The 20,288-nt window shown below is 45.7% G+C and carries 17 protein-coding genes; 1 reads left to right on the forward strand and 16 read right to left on the reverse strand.

The features are described 5' to 3' along the window. Positions 1 to 172 precede the first annotated feature (172 nt). The 9 genes from ACX9YW_RS06380 to ACX9YW_RS06420 form a co-directional block, all read right to left on the reverse strand. The gene (locus ACX9YW_RS06380) at positions 173 to 622 is read right to left on the reverse strand and encodes a hypothetical protein (RefSeq protein ID WP_460343551.1); all 450 of its coding nucleotides are present in this window, start codon (positions 620 to 622) and stop codon (positions 173 to 175) included. 103 nt (positions 623 to 725) lie between these two features. After that, the gene (locus ACX9YW_RS06385; RefSeq protein WP_460343554.1) at positions 726 to 1,355 is read right to left on the reverse strand and encodes a thymidine kinase; all 630 of its coding nucleotides are present in this window, start codon (positions 1,353 to 1,355) and stop codon (positions 726 to 728) included. 321 nt (positions 1,356 to 1,676) lie between these two features. Next, a complete protein-coding gene (gene rpmE, locus ACX9YW_RS06390; protein ID WP_460343557.1) occupies positions 1,677 to 1,877 on the reverse strand; it encodes a 50S ribosomal protein L31 in 201 nt (66 codons plus the stop codon). 320 nt (positions 1,878 to 2,197) lie between these two features. Beyond that, positions 2,198 to 3,463 (reverse strand): transcription termination factor Rho, encoded by a 1,266-nt coding sequence (gene rho / locus ACX9YW_RS06395; RefSeq protein WP_460343914.1) that lies wholly within the window; start codon positions 3,461 to 3,463, stop codon positions 2,198 to 2,200. 280 nt (positions 3,464 to 3,743) lie between these two features. Continuing rightward, positions 3,744 to 4,706 (reverse strand): class II fructose-bisphosphatase, encoded by a 963-nt coding sequence (glpX, locus tag ACX9YW_RS06400; RefSeq protein ID WP_460343560.1) that lies wholly within the window; start codon positions 4,704 to 4,706, stop codon positions 3,744 to 3,746. Between the two features lie 78 nt (positions 4,707 to 4,784). Further along, entirely contained in the window at positions 4,785 to 6,074 is a 1,290-nt protein-coding gene (murA, locus tag ACX9YW_RS06405; RefSeq protein WP_460343563.1) for a UDP-N-acetylglucosamine 1-carboxyvinyltransferase, read from the reverse strand. A gap of 236 nt (positions 6,075 to 6,310) precedes the next feature. Beyond that, positions 6,311 to 6,961 carry a fructose-6-phosphate aldolase gene (gene fsa, locus ACX9YW_RS06410; protein ID WP_460343566.1) on the reverse strand — a complete coding sequence of 217 codons (651 nt, stop codon included), beginning with the start codon at positions 6,959 to 6,961 and terminating at the stop codon, positions 6,311 to 6,313. Between the two features lie 128 nt (positions 6,962 to 7,089). Continuing rightward, positions 7,090 to 7,947, reverse strand: a complete 858-nt coding sequence (locus tag ACX9YW_RS06415) for a class II fructose-bisphosphate aldolase (RefSeq protein WP_460343569.1) — start codon at positions 7,945 to 7,947, stop codon at positions 7,090 to 7,092. Positions 7,948 to 8,297: 350 nt separating this feature from the next. Then, entirely contained in the window at positions 8,298 to 8,684 is a 387-nt protein-coding gene (locus tag ACX9YW_RS06420) for a response regulator (protein ID WP_460343917.1), read from the reverse strand. A 191-nt stretch (positions 8,685 to 8,875) separates the two neighbouring features. Between ACX9YW_RS06420 and ACX9YW_RS06425 the strand changes: the two genes are divergently transcribed. Beyond that, entirely contained in the window at positions 8,876 to 9,406 is a 531-nt protein-coding gene (locus ACX9YW_RS06425; protein WP_460343572.1) for a DUF2529 domain-containing protein, read from the forward strand. A gap of 299 nt (positions 9,407 to 9,705) precedes the next feature. Here the strand turns inward: ACX9YW_RS06425 and pyrG are convergent, their stop codons facing one another. The 7 genes from pyrG to ACX9YW_RS06460 form a co-directional block, all read right to left on the reverse strand. Continuing rightward, positions 9,706 to 11,307 carry a CTP synthase gene (pyrG, locus tag ACX9YW_RS06430; protein WP_460343575.1) on the reverse strand — a complete coding sequence of 534 codons (1,602 nt, stop codon included), beginning with the start codon at positions 11,305 to 11,307 and terminating at the stop codon, positions 9,706 to 9,708. Between the two features lie 260 nt (positions 11,308 to 11,567). Further along, positions 11,568 to 12,167 carry a DNA-directed RNA polymerase subunit delta gene (gene rpoE / locus ACX9YW_RS06435; RefSeq protein WP_460343578.1) on the reverse strand — a complete coding sequence of 200 codons (600 nt, stop codon included), beginning with the start codon at positions 12,165 to 12,167 and terminating at the stop codon, positions 11,568 to 11,570. 446 nt (positions 12,168 to 12,613) lie between these two features. Further along, positions 12,614 to 15,877 carry a fused isobutyryl-CoA mutase/GTPase IcmF gene (icmF, locus tag ACX9YW_RS06440; RefSeq protein ID WP_460343581.1) on the reverse strand — a complete coding sequence of 1,088 codons (3,264 nt, stop codon included), beginning with the start codon at positions 15,875 to 15,877 and terminating at the stop codon, positions 12,614 to 12,616. A 96-nt stretch (positions 15,878 to 15,973) separates the two neighbouring features. Continuing rightward, complete coding sequence (locus tag ACX9YW_RS06445; protein ID WP_460343584.1) at positions 15,974 to 16,594, reverse strand: TetR/AcrR family transcriptional regulator; 621 nt, start codon at positions 16,592 to 16,594, stop codon at positions 15,974 to 15,976. A 161-nt stretch (positions 16,595 to 16,755) separates the two neighbouring features. After that, entirely contained in the window at positions 16,756 to 17,895 is a 1,140-nt protein-coding gene (locus tag ACX9YW_RS06450) for an acyl-CoA dehydrogenase (protein WP_460343587.1), read from the reverse strand. A gap of 192 nt (positions 17,896 to 18,087) precedes the next feature. Beyond that, positions 18,088 to 19,218 (reverse strand): acyl-CoA dehydrogenase, encoded by a 1,131-nt coding sequence (locus ACX9YW_RS06455; RefSeq protein ID WP_460343590.1) that lies wholly within the window; start codon positions 19,216 to 19,218, stop codon positions 18,088 to 18,090. Between the two features lie 90 nt (positions 19,219 to 19,308). Beyond that, positions 19,309 to 20,160 carry a 3-hydroxybutyryl-CoA dehydrogenase gene (locus ACX9YW_RS06460; protein ID WP_460343593.1) on the reverse strand — a complete coding sequence of 284 codons (852 nt, stop codon included), beginning with the start codon at positions 20,158 to 20,160 and terminating at the stop codon, positions 19,309 to 19,311. Between the last annotated feature and the right edge of the window lie 128 nt (positions 20,161 to 20,288).

The following is a 20,288-nucleotide window of genomic DNA, read 5'->3' on the forward strand; positions in this document are numbered from 1 at the left end:
TAGTATAGGCGAAAACCAAGGTCAAAAACAAATTACAAAAAGAACAGCACTTTAACACTTTAAAGCATGTATTTTTTTTAAAACACTAAAACACTTCAACGCTTTAAAGCATGTGGGGACTGTCCCCACATGCTTTAAAGTGTTAAAGTGTTTGGCCTCGGACTGCTGTTGTTTAGCGGTTTCCGATGTTGATGTTGATGGTGTAGGTTGGGAGGGCTGCTGTTATTTTTTTCTCGAGTTGAGCGGCTGCTTTTTGTTGTTGGCTCCGTGACATGTCACGTCTAGGATAGACGGTGATGTTCATCGTACTGCCGTTTCGTGTAATTCCCCCCACTTCAAAGCGGTTGTCGGCTCTAGCCATCGATCTAACCCGATCGACAGCATATCCTAGATTGTTCACATGCGTTGCCGTATCAGAACTCAAATTTAAGAAATTCGGATTCTGTTCGGTCACCGCATCACGGTCGACATCGTTTGTTTCCGGGTTATTAGAACGGACATTTAAAAGGTTCCCATTTTTTCCGCCGTGGTTACCAACATTTTCATTCCCTAAATAATTATTACAACCAGCCGCAAATACGGCCATTAATAGGATTATCGCTACTAAAAAACGCTTTTTCACTTATTCCACCTCCATTTTTAATTTCTCCTAAACCACTCGCTTCAACACATAAAAAAACTGCCAATCTTCAACTAGAATGGCAGTTTTTTCGTATAAAAATGATTTAATTAGAGCTAACCGTTTCAACCGCTGCAGAATCGCTCACTAGCGAACTGGGAGTTCTAGGCACTTCATGGTGGTGGCGACAGCGCGGTTCGTATGCTTCCGAAGCCCCGACAAGAATGATTGGGTCATGGTAGGATGCTGGACGACCGTTAATTAAGCGCTGCGTACGGCTCGCCGGCGAACCGCAAACTGCACAAACAGCTTGAAGCTTCGTGACAAGCTCAGCAATCGCCATAATATTTGGCATCGGGCCAAATGGCTCGCCCCGGAAATCCTGATCCAATCCAGCCGCAATCACACGATGACCACTGTCGGCTAGCTGTTGCACCACATTGGTAATTTCGGCATCGAAAAATTGCACCTCATCAATGGCAATCACATCGACATCCGCATCAATATATTGGAAAATATCCGTCGAACGGGCAATCGGAATCGCGATAAAGGAAGTTCCGTTATGAGAAACAATCGCTTCATTCGCATATCGATTATCCAATTGTGGCTTAAAGACAACTATTTTCTGCTTAGCAAACTGCGTCCGGCGCACTCGGCGAATCAACTCCTCCGACTTGCCCGAAAACATACTTCCGCAGATTACCTCAACCCAACCGCTTTGCTTCATCACATACATGTAAACGGCCTCTCCTTTCTTGCTAAAAAAATATCTATATTCATTAGTTTGTGTCGTTAAGTATCCATTTGTCTCGGCTTTTTTACAAATTGGTCAAATATCTTATGCTCTATAAGTAGTGTCTGGCTCCAGCGCCCAGCGTCTAGTGGACTTCACCCTCCTTTCCTACGATAAGTCAACATCGCATCGCAAACTACACGATTCGTGTTTCCTTTATCTCAGTCAGAAGGGCTGAAGTCCATACGCCGCTAAACGGGCGCTTCCGCCTTTCTAAATAAAAAACAGGCAAGTAGCAAACTCCACTTGCCTGTTCGTTCATTATTACTTCATGCCGTATTTTTTGTTGAACTTGTCTACACGTCCACCAGCTTCAGCGAACTTTTGACGTCCTGTATAGAAAGGATGGCACTCTGAGCAAGTTTCTACTTTAAGTTCCTTTTTAACAGAACCAGATTCAAACGTGTTTCCACAAGCACAAGTCACCATTGCTTTGTTATAGTTAGGATGAATTCCTGCTTTCATTCTTTTCATCTCCTTTACGCCCTGAATCTTTCGAAACAGAGTTATATATTGGTACAAAAGTTGTACCATTTATTAAAAACACACTGCTAACATTATAGCAAGCGACTTTTCATTTTGCAAGAATCTGTTTTTAAATGGAAAGTTTTTATAATAATGTGCTGCACTCGAATGTTGATTGGATCAGAAGGCGCTTCGCTTTCCGCGGGGCGTCAGGTGAGCCTCCTCGTCGCTTCGCGCCTGTGGGGTCTCACCTTTGCCGCTAATCCCGCAGGAGTCTTCGCGCCTTCTGCTCCAATCAACTAGTGCTTTGTAAAATGATTCTATCGTTGTTTCGCTTTTAGTTCTTCGCCAATTGCTGCGAAGAATTCTTCGTTTGATTTGGTTGTTCTTAGCTTGCGTAAGAATTTTTCCGCGAAGTCTGGTGAGTCGGACATTGATTTGCGGATGGCCCATAGCTTGTCCAAATGCATTTTCGGAATGAGCAATTCTTCTTTCCTTGTACCTGAACGGCGGATGTCAAGCGCAGGGAAAATTCGGCGCTCGGCAAGGGCACGGTCTAGGTGAAGTTCCATGTTTCCGGTTCCTTTGAATTCCTCGTAAATGACGTCATCCATCCGTGAGCCGGTATCGACTAGAGCCGTTGCTAAAATCGTTAAGCTGCCACCCTCTTCAATATTACGGGCCGCCCCAAAGAAACGCTTCGGACGGTGGAACGCCGCCGGGTCAATCCCCCCTGATAACGTACGACCACTTGGCGGAATAACCAAGTTATAGGCACGAGCCAGACGCGTAATCGAATCCATCAAAATCACGACATCGCGTTTATGCTCGACCAGGCGCATTGCCCGCTCCAACACAAGCTCAGCGACTTTAATATGATTCTCCGGCACCTCGTCAAAAGTGGAGGACACAACATCACCGGCAACCGAACGCTCGATGTCGGTTACTTCTTCTGGACGCTCGTCAATTAATAGCACAATCAATTCAGCTTCCGGATGATTCGTGGTGATCGCATTAGCGATCTCTTTGATTAGCATCGTTTTACCTGCCTTAGGTGGCGCGACAATCAATCCACGCTGACCAAACCCAACAGGTGCGATTAAATCCATAATTCGGGTAGAAATATGTTTTGGAGTTGTCTCTAACAGCATTTGGCGATCTGGGTATAACGGTGTAAGCGCCGGGAAGTGTACACGTTCCTTGGCCGATTCCGGATCGTCACCGTTCACAGCTTCAACATGTAATAAACCGAAATAACGCTCATTCTCCTTAGGCGGGCGAACCTTCCCCGAAACCTTGTCCCCATTTCGTAGGTCGAATCGGCGAATTTGCGAAGCAGAAATATATATATCTTCCGAGCTTGGCGAATAATTTATCGGTCTTAGGAAACCAAATCCTTCTGACTGAATAATTTCAAGAACGCCTTCCATAAAAAAGTAGCCTTGCTGCTCGGCTCTAGCTTTTAAAATGGCGAAAATTAATTCTTTTTTCGTTAATTTGCTGTAATAGGAAATCTTGTACGTTCTGGCAAGCTCGTACAATTCCTTCAGCTTCATGTTTTCCAAACTGGAAATGTTCAAATTAATATCCATCATGACACCACTCTTTATTTATTATCAGTGAAAAAAACTTCACAATTTTTTCGCAGTATTTCCCCTATATAAGTGTTTGAAAAATAGGAAAGAGCATACTTGAAGATTCGCTTGAAGTGTAAGAAGAGAAATTCAACATGCAGGTAATTTAATTTTACCTTGTCTATAGCCTAATAGGCAACAAATTTTTGGAAAATTAGCGTTGGAAGGTAAGGTTAGAGCTCCTAACCTGTCATAAAAGGTTAGGAGCTTTTCTTGAAGATTGGCTTTCTATCTACTTCACTATAAAATTTGGTTTCATTTTCAAGCTATGACGACCGTCAATAAAACGAACTGTGCCGGATTTCGCGCGCATAACAACCGAATGGGTAGAACCATAAGAGCCTTTAAACTGAACACCCTTTAACAATTCACCATCCGTCACACCCGTTGCGGCAAAAATCGCATCGTCACCTTTGACGAGATCTTCCATCCGCAGGACACGGCTTACATCAATCCCCATTCTCTTACAGCGTTCTGCTTCTGCATCGTTTTGTGGCAATAGTTTCCCTTGGAGTTCCCCGCCAAGGCATTTTAACGCAACGGCAGCAATAACGCCTTCCGGTGCCCCACCTGAGCCAAACAAAATATCGACACCGGTAAAATCAAATGCCGTATTAATTGCACCGGCAACATCGCCGTCATTAATCAGCTTAATACGGGCACCTGCTTCGCGTAGTTGGGCAATAATATGAGCATGGCGTTCACGATTCAATACCGTTGCCACCACATCTTCAATGTTTTTATTTTTCGCACGGGCAACCGCCTTCAAATTATCTAACACCGATGCATTAATATCGATTTGTCCAACCGCTTCCGGACCGACAGCAATTTTATCCATATACATATCAGGCGCATGCAGCAAATTGCCATGATCCGCAACTGCCAACACCGCTAACGCATTCCAGCCGCCCGATGCGACGATATTCGTACCCTCTAACGGGTCTACCGCGACATCAAGACGAGGGCCGTAACCGGTTCCAAGTTTTTCGCCAATATATAGCATTGGCGCTTCGTCCATCTCGCCTTCCCCAATGACAACGGTTCCCTTCATTGGCACCGTGTCAAACACGTCGCGCATTGCCGACGTTGCTGCACCATCCGCCTCGTCCTTTAAACCGCGACCCATCCAGCGTGCTGACGCCAACGCCGCCGCCTCCGTAACCCGAACAAGCTCCATCGATAAGCTTCTCTCCATGTTGTCCCTTCCCCTTTTAAAAAACTTATTAAAAGCCAACACCCAATGGTGCCAGCTTTATAAACTATACTTTTTCAATTACGCATTTTTTAATTGCTCAATTTCCTCATCTGTTAAGCTTTCGCGCCAAATCGTTGCGCCAAGGCCATTTAATTTTTCGACTAAATTACTATAGCCACGGTCGATATGCTCTAACCCCGTTACTTCGGTAATTCCTTCCGCCATTAAGCCAGCAATCACTAACGCAGCACCAGCCCGTAGGTCACTCGCCTTTACCTTTGCACCTTGCAGTTGTACCGGTCCATTAATAATCGCTGAACGGCCTTCAACTTTAATTTGCGCATTCATGCGGCGCAATTCGTCGATATGCTTGAAACGCGCTCCATAAATCGTATCGGTGACCACACTTGCATTCTCCGCGTTTGTTAAAAGTGTCGTCATTGGCTGCTGCAGATCGGTTGGAAAACCTGGATAAACGAGCGTCTTAATGTCCACCGCCTTTAACGGATTCGGTGCTGAGCCCACAAACACTTGGTCATCATTCACATCAATCGGCACACCCATCTCTCGCAGTTTGGCAATCAAGCTTTCTAGGTGATGGGAAATCACATTGTCTATGAGAATTCCTTTTCCGGCAGCCGCCGCTAGAATCATATACGTTCCCGCTTCAATCCGGTCAGGAATAATCGTATGACGACAGCCGTGCAGCTGGTCGACCCCGTCAATGCGGATGATATCGGTTCCAGCTCCTTTAATTTTCGCACCCATATTGGATAAAAGCGTAGCCACATCAATAATTTCCGGCTCTTTCGCCGCATTCTCAATAATCGTCCGACCCTTTGCTCGTACCGCTGCCAGCATGATATTAATGGTCGCCCCAACGCTGACAACGTCCAAATAAATCCGGGCACCGCGCAGTTCATCGGCACGCAAATAAATCGCGCCCTGCTCGTTGGTTACCGTAGCGCCTAACGCCTCAAAACCTTTGATGTGCTGGTCAATCGGCCGCGGTCCGAGATGGCAGCCGCCTGGTAAACCGATGACCGCTTTTTTAAAGCGACCGAGCATTGCCCCCATTAAATAGTAGGAAGCGCGCAGCTTTTTCACTTTCCCATTTGGTAATGGCATTGAAATCATCGAGGATGGATCGACGGTCATTTCATGGTTCGAAAACTGAACAGTTCCACCGATTTCCTCAAGAAGCGCTTTTAAAATTTGTACATCCGAAATATCAGGCAAGCCCTCAATCGTCACAGGTGAATCGGCTAAAATCGTCGCCGGAATGAGCGCAACGGCACTATTTTTGGCGCCGCTGATTCGAACTGTTCCTCTTAAAGGATAACCGCCTGCAATTTTAAGCTTTTCCATAGTCGACTCCTTTCTAAAGCCATACTGCAAGTTGGTGAATATTACCAAATCATTTAGACAAAAACCGACAGTCTTTTAATTAGTTTACACCAAAAAAAACTTTTCATGTATGAAAAGGAAATTTTTTTTAAAATAAGCCTATTGACCTAGAGACAAGGGCAGGACGTGGTGATAGGTCACTTGTCCCACCCATGCACTTGGTGGTTTGAGAGACGAGGGAGCTCCCTCTTCCAGCATTATTTTTCGGTCCGTGTGCTCCAGTCTTTCAAGAACGCTTCAATACCAGCATCTGTTAACGGATGCTTGAACATTTGCATAATCACCTTGTACGGGCAAGTGGCAATATGCGCTCCACGTAAAGCTGCATCGGTAACATGCTGTGGATGGCGGATGGATGCGGCGATGATTTCTGTTTCAATGCCATGCACGGCAAAAATTTCAGCAATCGTCGAAATCAAATCCATTCCATTGTGGCCGATATCATCTAATCTTCCCAAGAACGGTGACACATACGTTGCCCCGCTTCGTGCGGCTAATAGCGCTTGGTTAGCACTGAAAATTAGCGTTACATTCGTTTTAATACCCTCTTTGGCTAGGACATTAACTGCCTTTAAGCCATCTGGCGTCATCGGCAGTTTCACGGTAATATCAGGATGAATCGCCGCTAATTCGCGTCCTTCTTTAATCATCCCTTCCGCGTCAAGGGCAATTACCTCACCGCTGACGGAACCGCCGACTAATTCAGCAATTTCCTTTAGACGATCGTGGAAGCTGATATTCTTTTCCTTTGCCACTAGCGAAGGGTTTGTTGTTACTCCAGCTAAAATGCCTAACGCATGGGCCTCGCGGATTTCGTCAATGTTTGCTGTATCGATGAAAAATTTCATGATGTTTTCCTCCTAATTATTTGTATATACGACAAATTTCGTCAAACTCCACTTTACGAACGGAAAACCGCCCTTCTCGAAAAGGCGGTTTCTCCCAAAAATGTGATATTTGATCTTTTGCTTGAATGTTACGCCTTGCCAGAAGAACCGAATTCGCGCATTTTGCCAATTACTGTTTCTTTAATGGCATCGCGAGCTGGACCTAAATATTTGCGTGGGTCGTATTCGTTTGGCTTTTCTGCTAACACTTGGCGTACGACCTTCGCTGAGGCAATTTGATTTTCTGTGTTGACATTAATTTTAGCCGTACCTAACGAAATCGACTTCTGAATATCCTTTGTTGGAATTCCTGTTCCACCGTGAAGTACAAGCGGCACACCAGTGATCTTTTGAATTTCTTCCATCTCAGCAAAGCCTAATTTCGGTTCGCCCTTGTAAGGTCCGTGAACGGAACCTAACGCCGGTGCTAAGCAATCGATACCAGTACGTTTCACAAGCTCCTCACATTCTTGAGGGTTTGCGTAGATAACGCCTTCGGCAACGACATCATCCTCTTGTCCACCAACTGTACCAAGCTCAGCTTCTACGGACACACCGCGAGCATGGGCATACTCTACCACTTTCGTTGTCGTTTCGATGTTTTGCTCAAATGGATCGTGAGACGCATCAATCATGACAGACGTAAAGCCTGCATCAATCGCTTCCTTACATTTGTCAAAACTTGAGCCATGGTCTAAATGAATCGCCACTGGCACAGAAATTTTATAATCATGCATTAATCCTTCAACCATTTTCACTACGGTCGTGAAACCGCCCATGTAACGAGCAGCCCCTTCGGAAACACCCAGGATCACTGGTGACTTTTCCGCTTCGGCCGCTTGAAGGATAGCTTGCGTAAACTCAAGGTTATTTAAGTTAAATTGCCCGACTGCATACTTCTCTGCATTCGCTTTTTTCAGCATTTCTGTCATTGAAACTAAAGGCATTCTTCTTCCTCCTTTAATACGCTTCTTTCTAGCAAGACCTACAGGTTAGCTTTCCCTTATGTACATTATCACTATACAGTCATTACTAAAAAAACAGCCATTTGAAATCCACTAGTATCATATCAAAAACAGTAAACAATTGCCAACAATGGCCAAGCAGTTTTTAAAAATGTCACAATGAAAGCGGAACCAACCGTTTTACACACTTTAGCACTTTAAAGCATGTGGGGACAGTCCCCGATCGCTTTAAAGTGTTAAAGTGTTAATGTGCTTAAAAATATATACATGTTTTAAAGCGCTAAAGTGGCAGTTTGATTGCATGAAAAAAGTGCAAGATGGGTGTCTTGCACTTAGGATTTGATTGGTAGGTGCTCGCGGACGGCAGCACGGATGTCGTCAATGTCGAACGGTTTCGCAAAGTGGGTTCTCGCTCCTAAATCCTTTGCTTCTTGAATCATGTCCAATTCCCCGTATGCGGTCATGATAATGACGCGGATTTCCGGGTCGATTAATTTCATTCGCTTTAGAATTTCAATGCCATCCATTCCGGGAATTTTCATATCCAAGAGCACTAAGTCAGGCGAATGCTGCTTAACCGTTTCGAGCGCTTGTGGCCCGTTGGCGGCTTGAAAGGTTTGATACCCTTCTTTTTGAAACACTTCATTTAGTAAAATTCTAATCCCAAATTGATCATCAACAATTAAAATTTTCTCTTTCAAACATACCGCCCCTATCATTGCTTTAATTTTCAAAATTTTTCCGTAATCATTGCTTAATTAATTCGCTTTTCCTTTCCGTTTTCCCTTCTTTTCTAGCGAAGATATTCCGACAAATTCCTCTATATTTTGATAATTTCCGCGAAAGTATTATAATGTACAATGATATACGGTCAAAGCCTTTTGTGAAAGGGGCTTTTCGGAGGGATTTTATGTTAAAAATGTTCGCCACCCAACTATCTGGCTTATTTAAACGAATTCAAGAAAAAGAAGAGTTTGCTTTCGAAGATGCGGCACGCTTAATTGCCCAGGGGGCTGTCAGCGAAGGTTCGATTTATCTATACGGTGTTAAGGAGATGGAGGCTGTTGTGTTGGAGGCAACGGTTGGTGCAGAACCACTTCGCCACGCGAAACCGTTTCCCGCTGACATTTCTGGGATTTTGGACTCAGATCGAGTGCTGATTATTTCCCGACTTTCAACCGATCCGGAGGCGCTTGCCTGTGCGCAGCAGCTGCGCGATGCGGGCATCCCGTTTGTCGCGATGGCCACGAAGGTCGAGTCGGATGCAGAAGATTTATTCGATTTTGCCGACGTTTCGCTCAATTTGCAGCTGAATAAAGGCCTTTTACCTGATGAAACCGGAAATCGTTTCGGTTTTCCGACAGCCATTGCCGGATTATTTACCTATTACGGTCTCAAATTCACGTTTGACGAAATATTAGCGGAATATGATGAAGAATGAACCCCTTTTTGAAGGGGTTTTTCTTGTTTTTGAACCTTTTTGAGTCGATATCAAACTTTTTTCGGCAGATATCAAACTTTTTCACAAATTTGTCATATTTGGTCAATCTCTTCAAAAGGATATTTACCTTTCTAGTTAACATATTTACCTTTTCAGAAACATATTTACCTTTTCTGGTTAGATATTTACCTCTTTGGAGCATTTATTTACCTTTTTCACAATTTCGTCACAATTTCCCATCCGTCCACTCACCACGCCACTAAAAAAAGCCACTCCCCCGCGGGAATGGCTCATAAAATCTACAAATGACGTTTCAACGATGCTTCCACGAAGTCGCGGAACAACGGCTGCGGACGATTTGGTCGTGACAAGAACTCCGGATGGAATTGGGAAGCCACGAACCATGGGTGGTCGCCAAGCTCAATTGTCTCGACTAGGCGGCCGTCCGGGCTTGTGCCGGAGAAAATGAAGCCCTTCGCTTCCATCATTTCGCGATATTCATTATTGAACTCATAACGATGACGGTGGCGTTCGTAAACCACTTCTTCACCATAAGCAGCGAACACCTTTGTTCCAGCGACAAGCTTACATGGCTGTTTGCCAAGGCGTAGCGTGCCACCTAAATCCTCAATGTCTTTTTGCTCTGGCAGCAAGTCGATGATTGGGTACGGCGTGTTCGGATCAAGTTCTGAAGAATGAGCGCCCTTTAAGCCTAGCACGTTGCGGGCAAACTCAACTGTTGCCAGCTGCATGCCAAGGCAAATGCCAAGGAACGGAACCTTTTGTTCACGGGCATATTGGGTTGCTAAAATTTTACCCTCCACACCACGGTCGCCGAAACCACCTGGTACAAGGATTCCATCTGCATCGCCCAAAAGCTCTGCCACATTCGCAGCTGTCACTTCTTCAGCGTTGACCCACTTGATTTCAATGTCGGAGTCAAAGGCAAAACCGGCATGCTTTAACGCCTCAACGACAGAAATATAAGCATCTTGCAACTCGACGTATTTTCCGACAAGAGCAATTCGCGTTTTGTTTGTTAAATTTCTTACTTTGTCTAAAAGTGCTTTCCATTCCGTCATTTCGGCTGGTTGGCAACCAAGCTTTAAGTGGTCGCAGACGATTTGGTCGAAATTCTGGTCTTGTAAAATAAGTGGAATCGCGTAAAGCGTATCGGCATCCGGCGATTCGATAACGGCGTTCATATCGATATCACAGAAAAGCGCCAACTTGTCTTTCATGTCCTGAGAAATCGGCATTTCCGTACGGACGACCACGACGTTTGGCTGAATTCCAAGGCTACGCAGCTCTTTCACACTGTGCTGAGTCGGCTTCGTTTTCATTTCACCGGCCGCTTTTAAATAAGGAATCAGCGTACAGTGAACATACATCACATTGTCACGGCCTATATCGCTTTTAATTTGGCGAATCGCTTCAAGGAACGGCAATGACTCAATGTCGCCGACTGTTCCGCCAACTTCGGTGATGACAACGTCTGCTTGAGTTTCGCGGCCAGCCCGGAACACTTTATCTTTAATTTCATTGGTAATATGCGGAATCACCTGAACCGTAGCACCAAGGTAGTCTCCGCGGCGTTCCTTTTTCAAGACTGTGGAATAAATTTTTCCTGTGGTCAAGTTACTAAACTTATTTAAATTAATATCAATAAAACGTTCATAGTGACCTAAGTCAAGATCTGTTTCCGCGCCGTCGTCTGTGACAAACACTTCCCCATGCTGATAGGGGCTCATTGTCCCTGGGTCGACGTTAATGTATGGGTCGAATTTCTGAATGGTGACCTTCAGGCCGCGATTTTTTAATAATCTTCCTAGTGATGCAGCGATGATTCCTTTTCCAAGTGATGAAACCACACCGCCTGTGACGAAAATGTACTTTGTCATGAAAATCCCCCTCTTTATTCTGTAAATTGATTTCTTCTTAAGGTTTCCAAAATCGAACCCGTTATGAAGGGGGTCTTTTTCTTTTGGTAAAATGGCTGCCAACTGGCGTTTTTTTTACCAAATAAAAATAAAAAACGCCCCCGGTCAGGGAGCGTTAAAATTAACGTTTCATAGCTGTCCTTTTTAAAGGAGCCCAAAAAAGATTCTACCTTCCTCGAATTTAAAAGTCAAGGGTAGAGTTTCGAAAAAAGTTTTCGTTATTAGAGGTCTTCATCCTCATCTTCTAATGCGAGGTCATCATCTTCTTCGTCCTCTTCTTCCAGCTCATCGTCGACTTCGTCCAATTCATCGAAGACTTCTTCGTCATCCTCGAGAATCTCTTCATCTTCGAAATCCTCTTCCACTTCGTCTTCGTCAAGGTCGTCTAAGAGATCATCTTCATCTTCAAGAAGGTCTTCGTCTTCGAATTCATCGAAGTCTTCCTCGAACAGATCCTCTTCGTCATCGAAGCCATCTGCATCGATATCATCCTCGTCACCTTTAAGCTTCTTCTTCTTGCCTTTTTTCGGTTTGATATCAGTAATTGTATCTTCTTCTGATTTTTCAACTTTATACCAGGTGCGAAGACCCCAACGGTTATCCCCTAAGCAGAGGAATCGGCCGTCAATATTCATATCTGTATAAAATTGGGAAATTTTTGCTCTAACTTCACTTTCACTCATACCGGTAGCAGCAATAATTTGGTTCATAAGATCCATGAATGCTACGGTTTCTTTATTATTACCTTCTATGATGACATACGCCATATCAATCAATGACATATCTTCTAGCTGTTCTTTCGTGAATTGCGCAAGACTCAAATTCAGCACTTCCTTTCTCATCACACAATAGGGCACTTACCCACCGAATTCATACTCTTCATTATAAACAAATCTTATAGGTTTATGCCAGTTTTTACTTAATGCTTTTATCCTTTATTACCGTTTCTTCAGCATCCTAAAACCGAGGACGAAAAAAACAATCGATAAAATGAAAAACGAGATGGCGCCTAATTGTTTTTCGTAGAGGAAAATCATCCCCAAAATCGATCCTAAAGCGACCATAAAAAGTAAAAACCGCCCCAATATTCTCATAAATCGCACCGCACCCTAGCCGTCAAAATTAACCAACTAACCTATCCAACTATGATTATAAAACAAAACAAATGAAATGCCACCTAGTTAAAGGAAAAAAAACACTTTAGCGCTTTAAAGCGTGTGGGGACTGTCCCCACTTGCTTTAAAGTGCTAAAGCGCTACATCTTTTTTTACATGTTTCTGCGGTATTGTCCGCCGACTTGGTAGAGGGCGCGTGTGATTTGGCCGAGGCTGGCGACTTTGACGGTTTCCATCAGTTCAGCAAAGATGTTGCCGCCGCTAACGGCTGCTTGCTTCAGGCGAACCAATGCTGCCTCTGTTTCTGCCGCATTGCGAGCCTGGAAATCTCGCAGATTCTGGATCTGCAATTCCTTTTCTTCCTGGGTTGCCCTCGCCACTTCCATCGAGTCAATCTCCTCTTCAGAAGGCGGGTTCGGATTCAAATACGTGTTCACCCCGATGATCGGTAGCTCACCTGTATGCTTCTTCATTTCATAGTGCATCGACTCGTCTTGGATTTTTCCGCGTTGGTACTGTGTTTCCATTGAACCAAGTACGCCGCCGCGATCATCCATCCGTTCGAATTCTTGCAGCACCATTTCTTCCACTAGATCCGTTAACTCCTCGACAATAAACGAACCTTGCAGTGGATTTTCGTTCTTCGTTAAGCCATGCTCTTTTGTAATAATCATCTGAATCGCCATCGCCCGACGAACCGATTCTTCCGTTGGTGTCGTAATCGCTTCATCATACGCGTTCGTATGGAGCGAGTTGCAGTTATCATGCAGCGCCATTAACGCCTGCAGCGTCGTCCGGATATCGTTGAAATCGATTTCTTGGGCATGCAGTGAGCGACCCGATGTTTGGATATGGTACTTCAACTTTTGCGAGCGCTCATTAGCACCATACTTATCACGCATAACCGTCGCCCAAATCCGACGCGCCACGCGACCAATCACTGTGTACTCCGGATCCAACCCGTTCGAGAAGAAGAACGACAGATTCGGCGCAAAATCATCGATATTCATGCCGCGGCTTAAATAGTACTCGACATAGGTGAAACCATTCGCCAACGTAAACGCCAATTGCGAAATCGGATTCGCACCCGCTTCAGCAATGTGGTACCCGGAAATCGACACCGAGTAATAATTACGCACCTGATTATCGATAAAATACTGCTGAATATCTCCCATCATCCGCAAAGCAAATTCGGTTGAGAAAATACACGTATTTTGGCCTTGGTCTTCTTTTAAAATATCCGCCTGAACCGTACCGCGCACCGTCTTCAGCGTGTAATCCTTAACCGCCGTAAATTCCTCCAGCGTCAGCATCCGACCAAGTTCGGCTTCCTTCTTTTCCACCTGCTGCTCAATCGCCGTATTCATGAACATCGCCAAGATAATTGGCGCCGGACCGTTAATCGTCATTGAAACAGACGTTGACGGATGGCATAGGTCAAAGCCCGCATAAAGCTTTTTCATATCGTCCAACGTACAAATGCTGACGCCGCTTTCGCCGACTTTCCCGTAAATGTCTGGACGGTAGTCTGGGTCTTCCCCATATAACGTAACCGAGTCAAACGCCGTGCTTAAACGCTTCGCCGCATCATCTTTGGACAAGTAATGGAAACGACGGTTCGTCCGCTCTGGCGTTCCTTCACCGGCAAACTGACGCTTCGGATCCTCTCCCTCACGCTTGAACGGGAACACGCCTGCTGTGTACGGGAATTCGCCCGGAACGTTTTCACGGTACACCCAACGGATAATTTCGCCGTAATCCTTGTACTTCGGTAAGGCCACCTTCGGAATATCAAGGCCAGACAAGCTCTTCGACTTCAAAGCGGTGATAATTTCTTTATCGCGGATGCGCGTCACAAACTGGTCGGCTGCGTACATTGCCTTCTTCGCTTCCCAGCCTTGTAAAACGTTTGCCGTCTCAGCTGTCAATTTGCCCTCTGTCTCGGTTTTTATTTTACCAAGAGCTTCGGCAATCTCTAATCTGTCCTTAACCGCTTCAATAGCACCTTCTAATTGGAACAGCTTGCGTGCATAGCCAACTTGCTCTTCCGCTTTCTTATGGTAACCGCGAACCGTCTCAGAGATTTCACGTAAGTAGTAGCGACGATCGTTTGGAATAATAATGTTTTGCTTTTCGACACGAGCATTTTTAGAAAAAGAAGTCTGCCATTCTGTACCGGTTTTCTCGTTAATCTCCTCGACCAATGCCGCGAATAAGGCATTCGTGCCTGGATCATTAAATTGGCTGGCAATCGTGCCATACACCGGCATGTCGTGAAGTTCTTTTTCAAAAAGCATCCGTGAACGTTGGTATTGCTTCTGTACCTGGCGCTGTGCATCCTCAGAGCCTTTGCGTTCGAACTTATTGATCACCACAAGATCAGCAAAATCGAGCATATCGATTTTTTCAAGCTGTGATGGCGCTCCGAATTCGCTCGTCATCACATACATGGACACGTCGCAAATTTCGGTAATTTCTGCATCCCCTTGACCGATTCCGCTCGTTTCCACAACGATAAGGTCAAAGCCGGCTGCCTTGACGACGCTAATTGCGTCCTTAATCGCTAACGACAGCTCACTTTTTGAATTACGCGTTGCTAGGCTGCGCATATAAACGCGCGGATTGAAGATCGCGTTCATGCGGATGCGGTCACCTAGTAGCGCTCCGCCCGTTTTTTGTTTCGTCGGGTCAACCGAGAGGATGGCCACTTTTTTCACTGGAATTTCGTTAAGGAAACGGCGAATCAATTCATCGGTGAGTGAACTTTTACCCGCACCGCCTGTACCGGTAATGCCGACCACCGGAACTTTCTGCGTTAACGATTTGACCTTTTCCATCACGGTTTCAACCGCTGCGGCTGACTCATGATCACGGTCAACCTGGTGCTCGGCCAACGTAATCAGCTTGGCGATTGTGTTCACATCATCTGTCGTCAGGCTCGTTAATTCCTGCGGCACTGTTTCTGGTGTGATGGTTGCGAAGTCACACTCCTCAATCATCATGTCAATCATGCCTTGCAGGCCATGCTGGCGACCGTCCTCAGGTGAAAAAATCCGCGCAATCCCGTATTCATGAAGCTCCTTCATTTCGCGTGGTAAAATAACTCCGCCACCACCGCCATAAATACGGATGTGAGCGGCACCTCTTTCTTTTAATAAGTCGTACATATATTTAAAGTATTCCACATGCCCGCCTTGATACGAGGAAATCGCAATCCCTTGTGCGTCCTCTTGAATCGCAGCATTCACAACCTCTTCAACCGAACGGTTATGGCCGAGGTGAATGACCTCCGCTCCGCTCGCCTGAAGGATGCGGCGCATAATATTAATCGAAGCATCATGTCCGTCGAACAGGCTTGACGCCGTTACAAAACGGATGTGATGCTTCGGCTTGTAAGAAGTTTTCGCTGTACTCATGCCTTTCAAAGCCCCCCTTGTTTGTTTCGTATTAAAAATCTCCCTGTGACTTCCATTTTGAACCGGAGCCGATATGGCTGCCTAAATCGGGTTTACCTATCCCTTGATCCCCGCAAAAAGTAATTCCGTTTGCAGCTCGATGTACTCATCAAGCGTGTACATTTTTTGCAGCGCCCAGCGGCGAAATCCCCACATTTGTCCTTGGACAAAGATGTTATGGGCGAGCATTCGAACTTGGTTTTCTGTTAACGTTAGCGCGCCGTTCTCTACGCAGCGGCTGATAATCGTCTCGAACATTCCGACCATTTCCAGCTCCTTGCGCAACACATAGGGCAGCGCGTCTTTGGATAGCGATTTGACCTCTTGGTACATGACGAGAACCTCATCCTGCATTTCGTCGACAATGCGGAAATAATGAGAGATCGCTAACCTTAGGCTATCTAGCGTGCCGCGCGTTTGATCAAGGTCGCTTTGCAGACGGTCACGGACTTCGTCATAGATGCTATCGCACACAAGATACAGGACGTCTTCTTTCGTGCGAATATATTCATAGAGTGTACCGATGCTAAAACCGGAAGCCCGTGCGATTTCTCTTGTGGTCGTCCGGTGAAAGCCTTTTTCGATAAAGAGGGTGACCGCGCCTTTGATCATTTCAGAGCGTCGTTTTTTCACCAACCGTTCATCCTTGACGGACGCCTGTACTTCGCGTTTTTTCATCTTTTTTACCCCTTTGATTTTCGGGGGAGACTGGCTGATTTTTTTATAAAAGGCTGTGTTCATTAGACTTGTTGATTTCCGCTCCAGATGCTTAAAAATAGATCTACTTCACACAGCCTAAAATACTTCTGCCATTCCCCCGTTGTCGTGAATGTTCCAGCTTATTTCGTTAACATCCGCCCGATGACTAGACGTTGGATTTCTTGAGTACCTTCGTAAATTTGCGTGATTTTCGCATCGCGCATGTAACGTTCAACCGGATAGTCCTTCGTGTAGCCGTATCCGCCAAACACTTGAACCGCTTCGGTTGTTACTTTCATCGCTGTGTCGCCAGCGAAAAGCTTCGACATGGCGGACTCCAATCCATAGGATAGACCCTCGGACTCGCGCCATGCCGCTTGGTAGGTTAATAGTCTTGCAGCTTCTACACTTGTTGCCATGTCAGCCAGTTTGAAGGATATTCCTTGATTAGCGGCAATCGGTTTACCAAACTGAACGCGTTCCTTCGCGTAGTCAACCGCTGCGTCTAATGCGCCTTGTGCGATCCCAACTGCTTGAGCAGCAATTCCATTACGGCCGCCATCTAAAGTCATCATTGCAATTTTGAAGCCATCCCCCTCTTCGCCAAGGCGGTTAGCAACTGGAATCTTGCAATCTTCGAACATAATTTCCGTTGTAGGTGAAGAACGAATACCGAGCTTCTTCTCTTTTTTCCCGACAGAGAAACCAGGGAAATCCTTTTCCACGATAAAGGCCGTTGTTCCTCTTTGCTTCGAAGTTGGATCCGTTAGCGCGAAGACGACATAAATATCGGCAATACCGCCGTTGGTGATAAAAATTTTGCTGCCATTTAGGACATAGTGATCGCCTTCTAGACGGGCTGTTGTTCTCATCCCACCTGCGTCAGAACCACTGCCCGGCTCCGTTAAGCCGTAAGCACCGATTTTCGAACCTTCCGCCATTGGGCGAAGGTATTTTTGCTTTTGCTCTTCTGTACCAAATTTGTAAACTGGCCAGCCGGCAAGCGATGTGTGTGCAGAAAGGGTAACCCCTGTTGAAGCACAGACGCGGGAAAGCTCCTCAACCGCAATACAGTAAGCAAGGTAATCAGAACCAATTCCGCCGTACTCCTCTGGCCAAGGAATCCCCGTTAAACCAAGCTCGGCCATTTTATCAAAAATCTCTCGATCAAAACGCTCCTCCTCGTCGCGCTCTGCCGCCGTAGGCGCCACCTCATTACGGGCAAAATCACGCACCATCTTCCGAATCATCTCATGCTCTTCCGTCAACTGAAAATACATCTACCTGCTCCTCCTTTAACACTTTAAAGCATGTGGGGACAGTCCCGCACTGCTTTAACGCGGTGAAGTGTGTGGGGACTGTCCCCGAGTTTTTTAAAGCGCTAAAGCGTTAATGCGCTTTAGTGTTTTAAAAAATACACATGCTTTAACGCGGTAAAGTGTTTGTGTGTGTTTTTGTTTTTGTTTTTGTTGTTATAGTGTTTTGCTGATTACGATACGTTGAATTTCGCTGGTGCCTTCGTAGATTTCGGTTACTTTAGCGTCGCGGAAATAGCGCTCGACTGGGTAGTCTTCAGTGTAGCCATAACCGCCAAAAACTTGGATGGCTTCGGTTGCCACTTCTACCGCTGTACGAGAAGCGAATAGCTTGGCCATTGATGCTTCCTTGCCGCATTTTAAGCCGCGATTGCGCATATCCGCTGCCCGATAAACTAGTAATCTAGCAGCCTCTACGCTGGTAGCCATATCTGCTAATTTAAAAGAAATCCCTTGCTGGGCAGCGATTGGCTTACCAAATTGAACGCGCTCGCGAGCATAGCCTCGAGCTGCTTCCAATGCCGCCTCAGCAATTCCTAGAGCCTGCGCAGCAATCCCAATTCGACCGGCATCCAGATTGGCCATCGCAATTTTAAAGCCGCCGCCCTCTTCACCTAATACATTCTCCACCGGCACACGCATATCCTCGAACGTTAGTTGAACCGTTCTTGAGCCATGTAGCCCCATTTTGTGCTCATCTTTTCCAATAACTAAACCAGGTGTATCTTTTTCAACGATAAAGGCCGTAACACCCTTCGACCCGGCTGCCGAGTTCGTCGAAGCAAATACGATATAAACATCCGCCTCGCCACCGTTTGTAATAAACACCTTCGCGCCGTTAAGCACATACTCATCACCGCGACGCTCCGCCCTTGTTTTTAAACTGCCGGCATCTGACCCGGCGCTCGGCTCAGTTAAACAGAATGCCCCCAAGTATTCACCACTAGCTAAGCGAGGTATATATTTCTGTTTTTGCTCCTCTGTTCCAAAGTAAAGAATCGGGTTCGTGCCGACCGACGTATGGACGGATAAAATAACTCCTATTGTCGCACTTACCTTAGATAGCTCGTTAATGGCAATGATGTAGGACATGAAGTCCATTTCCACTCCACCGTAGGCTTCCGGTACCGGAATCCCCATCAAGCCGAGCTCACCCATTTTTTTTACTATCTCACGCGGAAATTGGCCTTGCTCCATTTTTTCAACAAACGGCGCGATTTCAGCCGCGGCGAAATCACGGACCATTTTTCGCATCATTTCTTGTTCTTCCGTAAAACGGAGATCCATCTATGAAAACCTCCTTATGTTAAAATGTCATCCGCAGTGCGAAGTGGCCACGCTCGAACATAGCCAGCCCCGGCCGACCTATCACCAAACTTAGCTATATTGGTAGAAGCCGCGACCGCTCTTTTTCCCTAACCAGCCTGCTTTTACATACTTGCGAAGCAGTGGGCATGGTCGGTATTTTGAATCGCCAAAGCCCTCGTAAAGCGTTTCCATAATGTATAAACAAGTATCTAAGCCGATAAAATCAGCCAACGTCAGTGGACCCATTGGGTGATTCATCCCGAGTTTCATGACTTCGTCAATCGCTTCTTTCGTAGCAACGCCTTCATAAAGCGTGTAAATCGCTTCGTTGATCATCGGCATCAGAATGCGGTTGGAAACAAACCCTGGGAAGTCATTCACTTCCACCGGAACCTTCTTCAACGATTTCGTCATATCCTCAATCGCTTGATAGACTTCGTCTGAAGTCGCTAACCCTCTGATAATTTCAACCAATTTCATCACTGGAACTGGATTCATGAAATGCATGCCAATTACTTTTTCCGGACGCTTTGTTGCGGCAGCAATTTCGGTAATCGGTAGGGATGAAGTATTTGTTGCTAAAATGGCTCCCTTTGGCGTAATTTCATCAAGCTGCGCAAACAGCTTCGTCTTGATTTCCATATTCTCAACAGCTGCTTCAATCACAAGATCAACGTCACGGGCATCGCCCATTTCTGTAGACGGTGTTAATCGGTCTAAAATCGTGTTCATTTCGTCAGTCGTCATGCGCTCCTTCTCAACTTGACGAGACAAATTCTTCTTAATCACATGCAGACCGCGATCGACAAATTCATCTTTCAAATCATTTAAAATAACCTCATATCCTGCTTGGGCACAAACCTGAGCAATCCCCGAACCCATCTGCCCAGCCCCAATTACCATAACCTTCTGAATCAACATCACAAATCCCCCTTCATCATCACTCTACTCGAACTTTAACGCTTTAAAGGATGTGGGGACAGTCCCCGAGTTTTTTAACGCGCTAAAGCGGTAATGCGCTTCAGTGCGTTAAAAAACATACACGCTTT

The sequence above is a fragment of the Pseudoneobacillus rhizolycopersici genome (genome assembly GCF_054786815.1).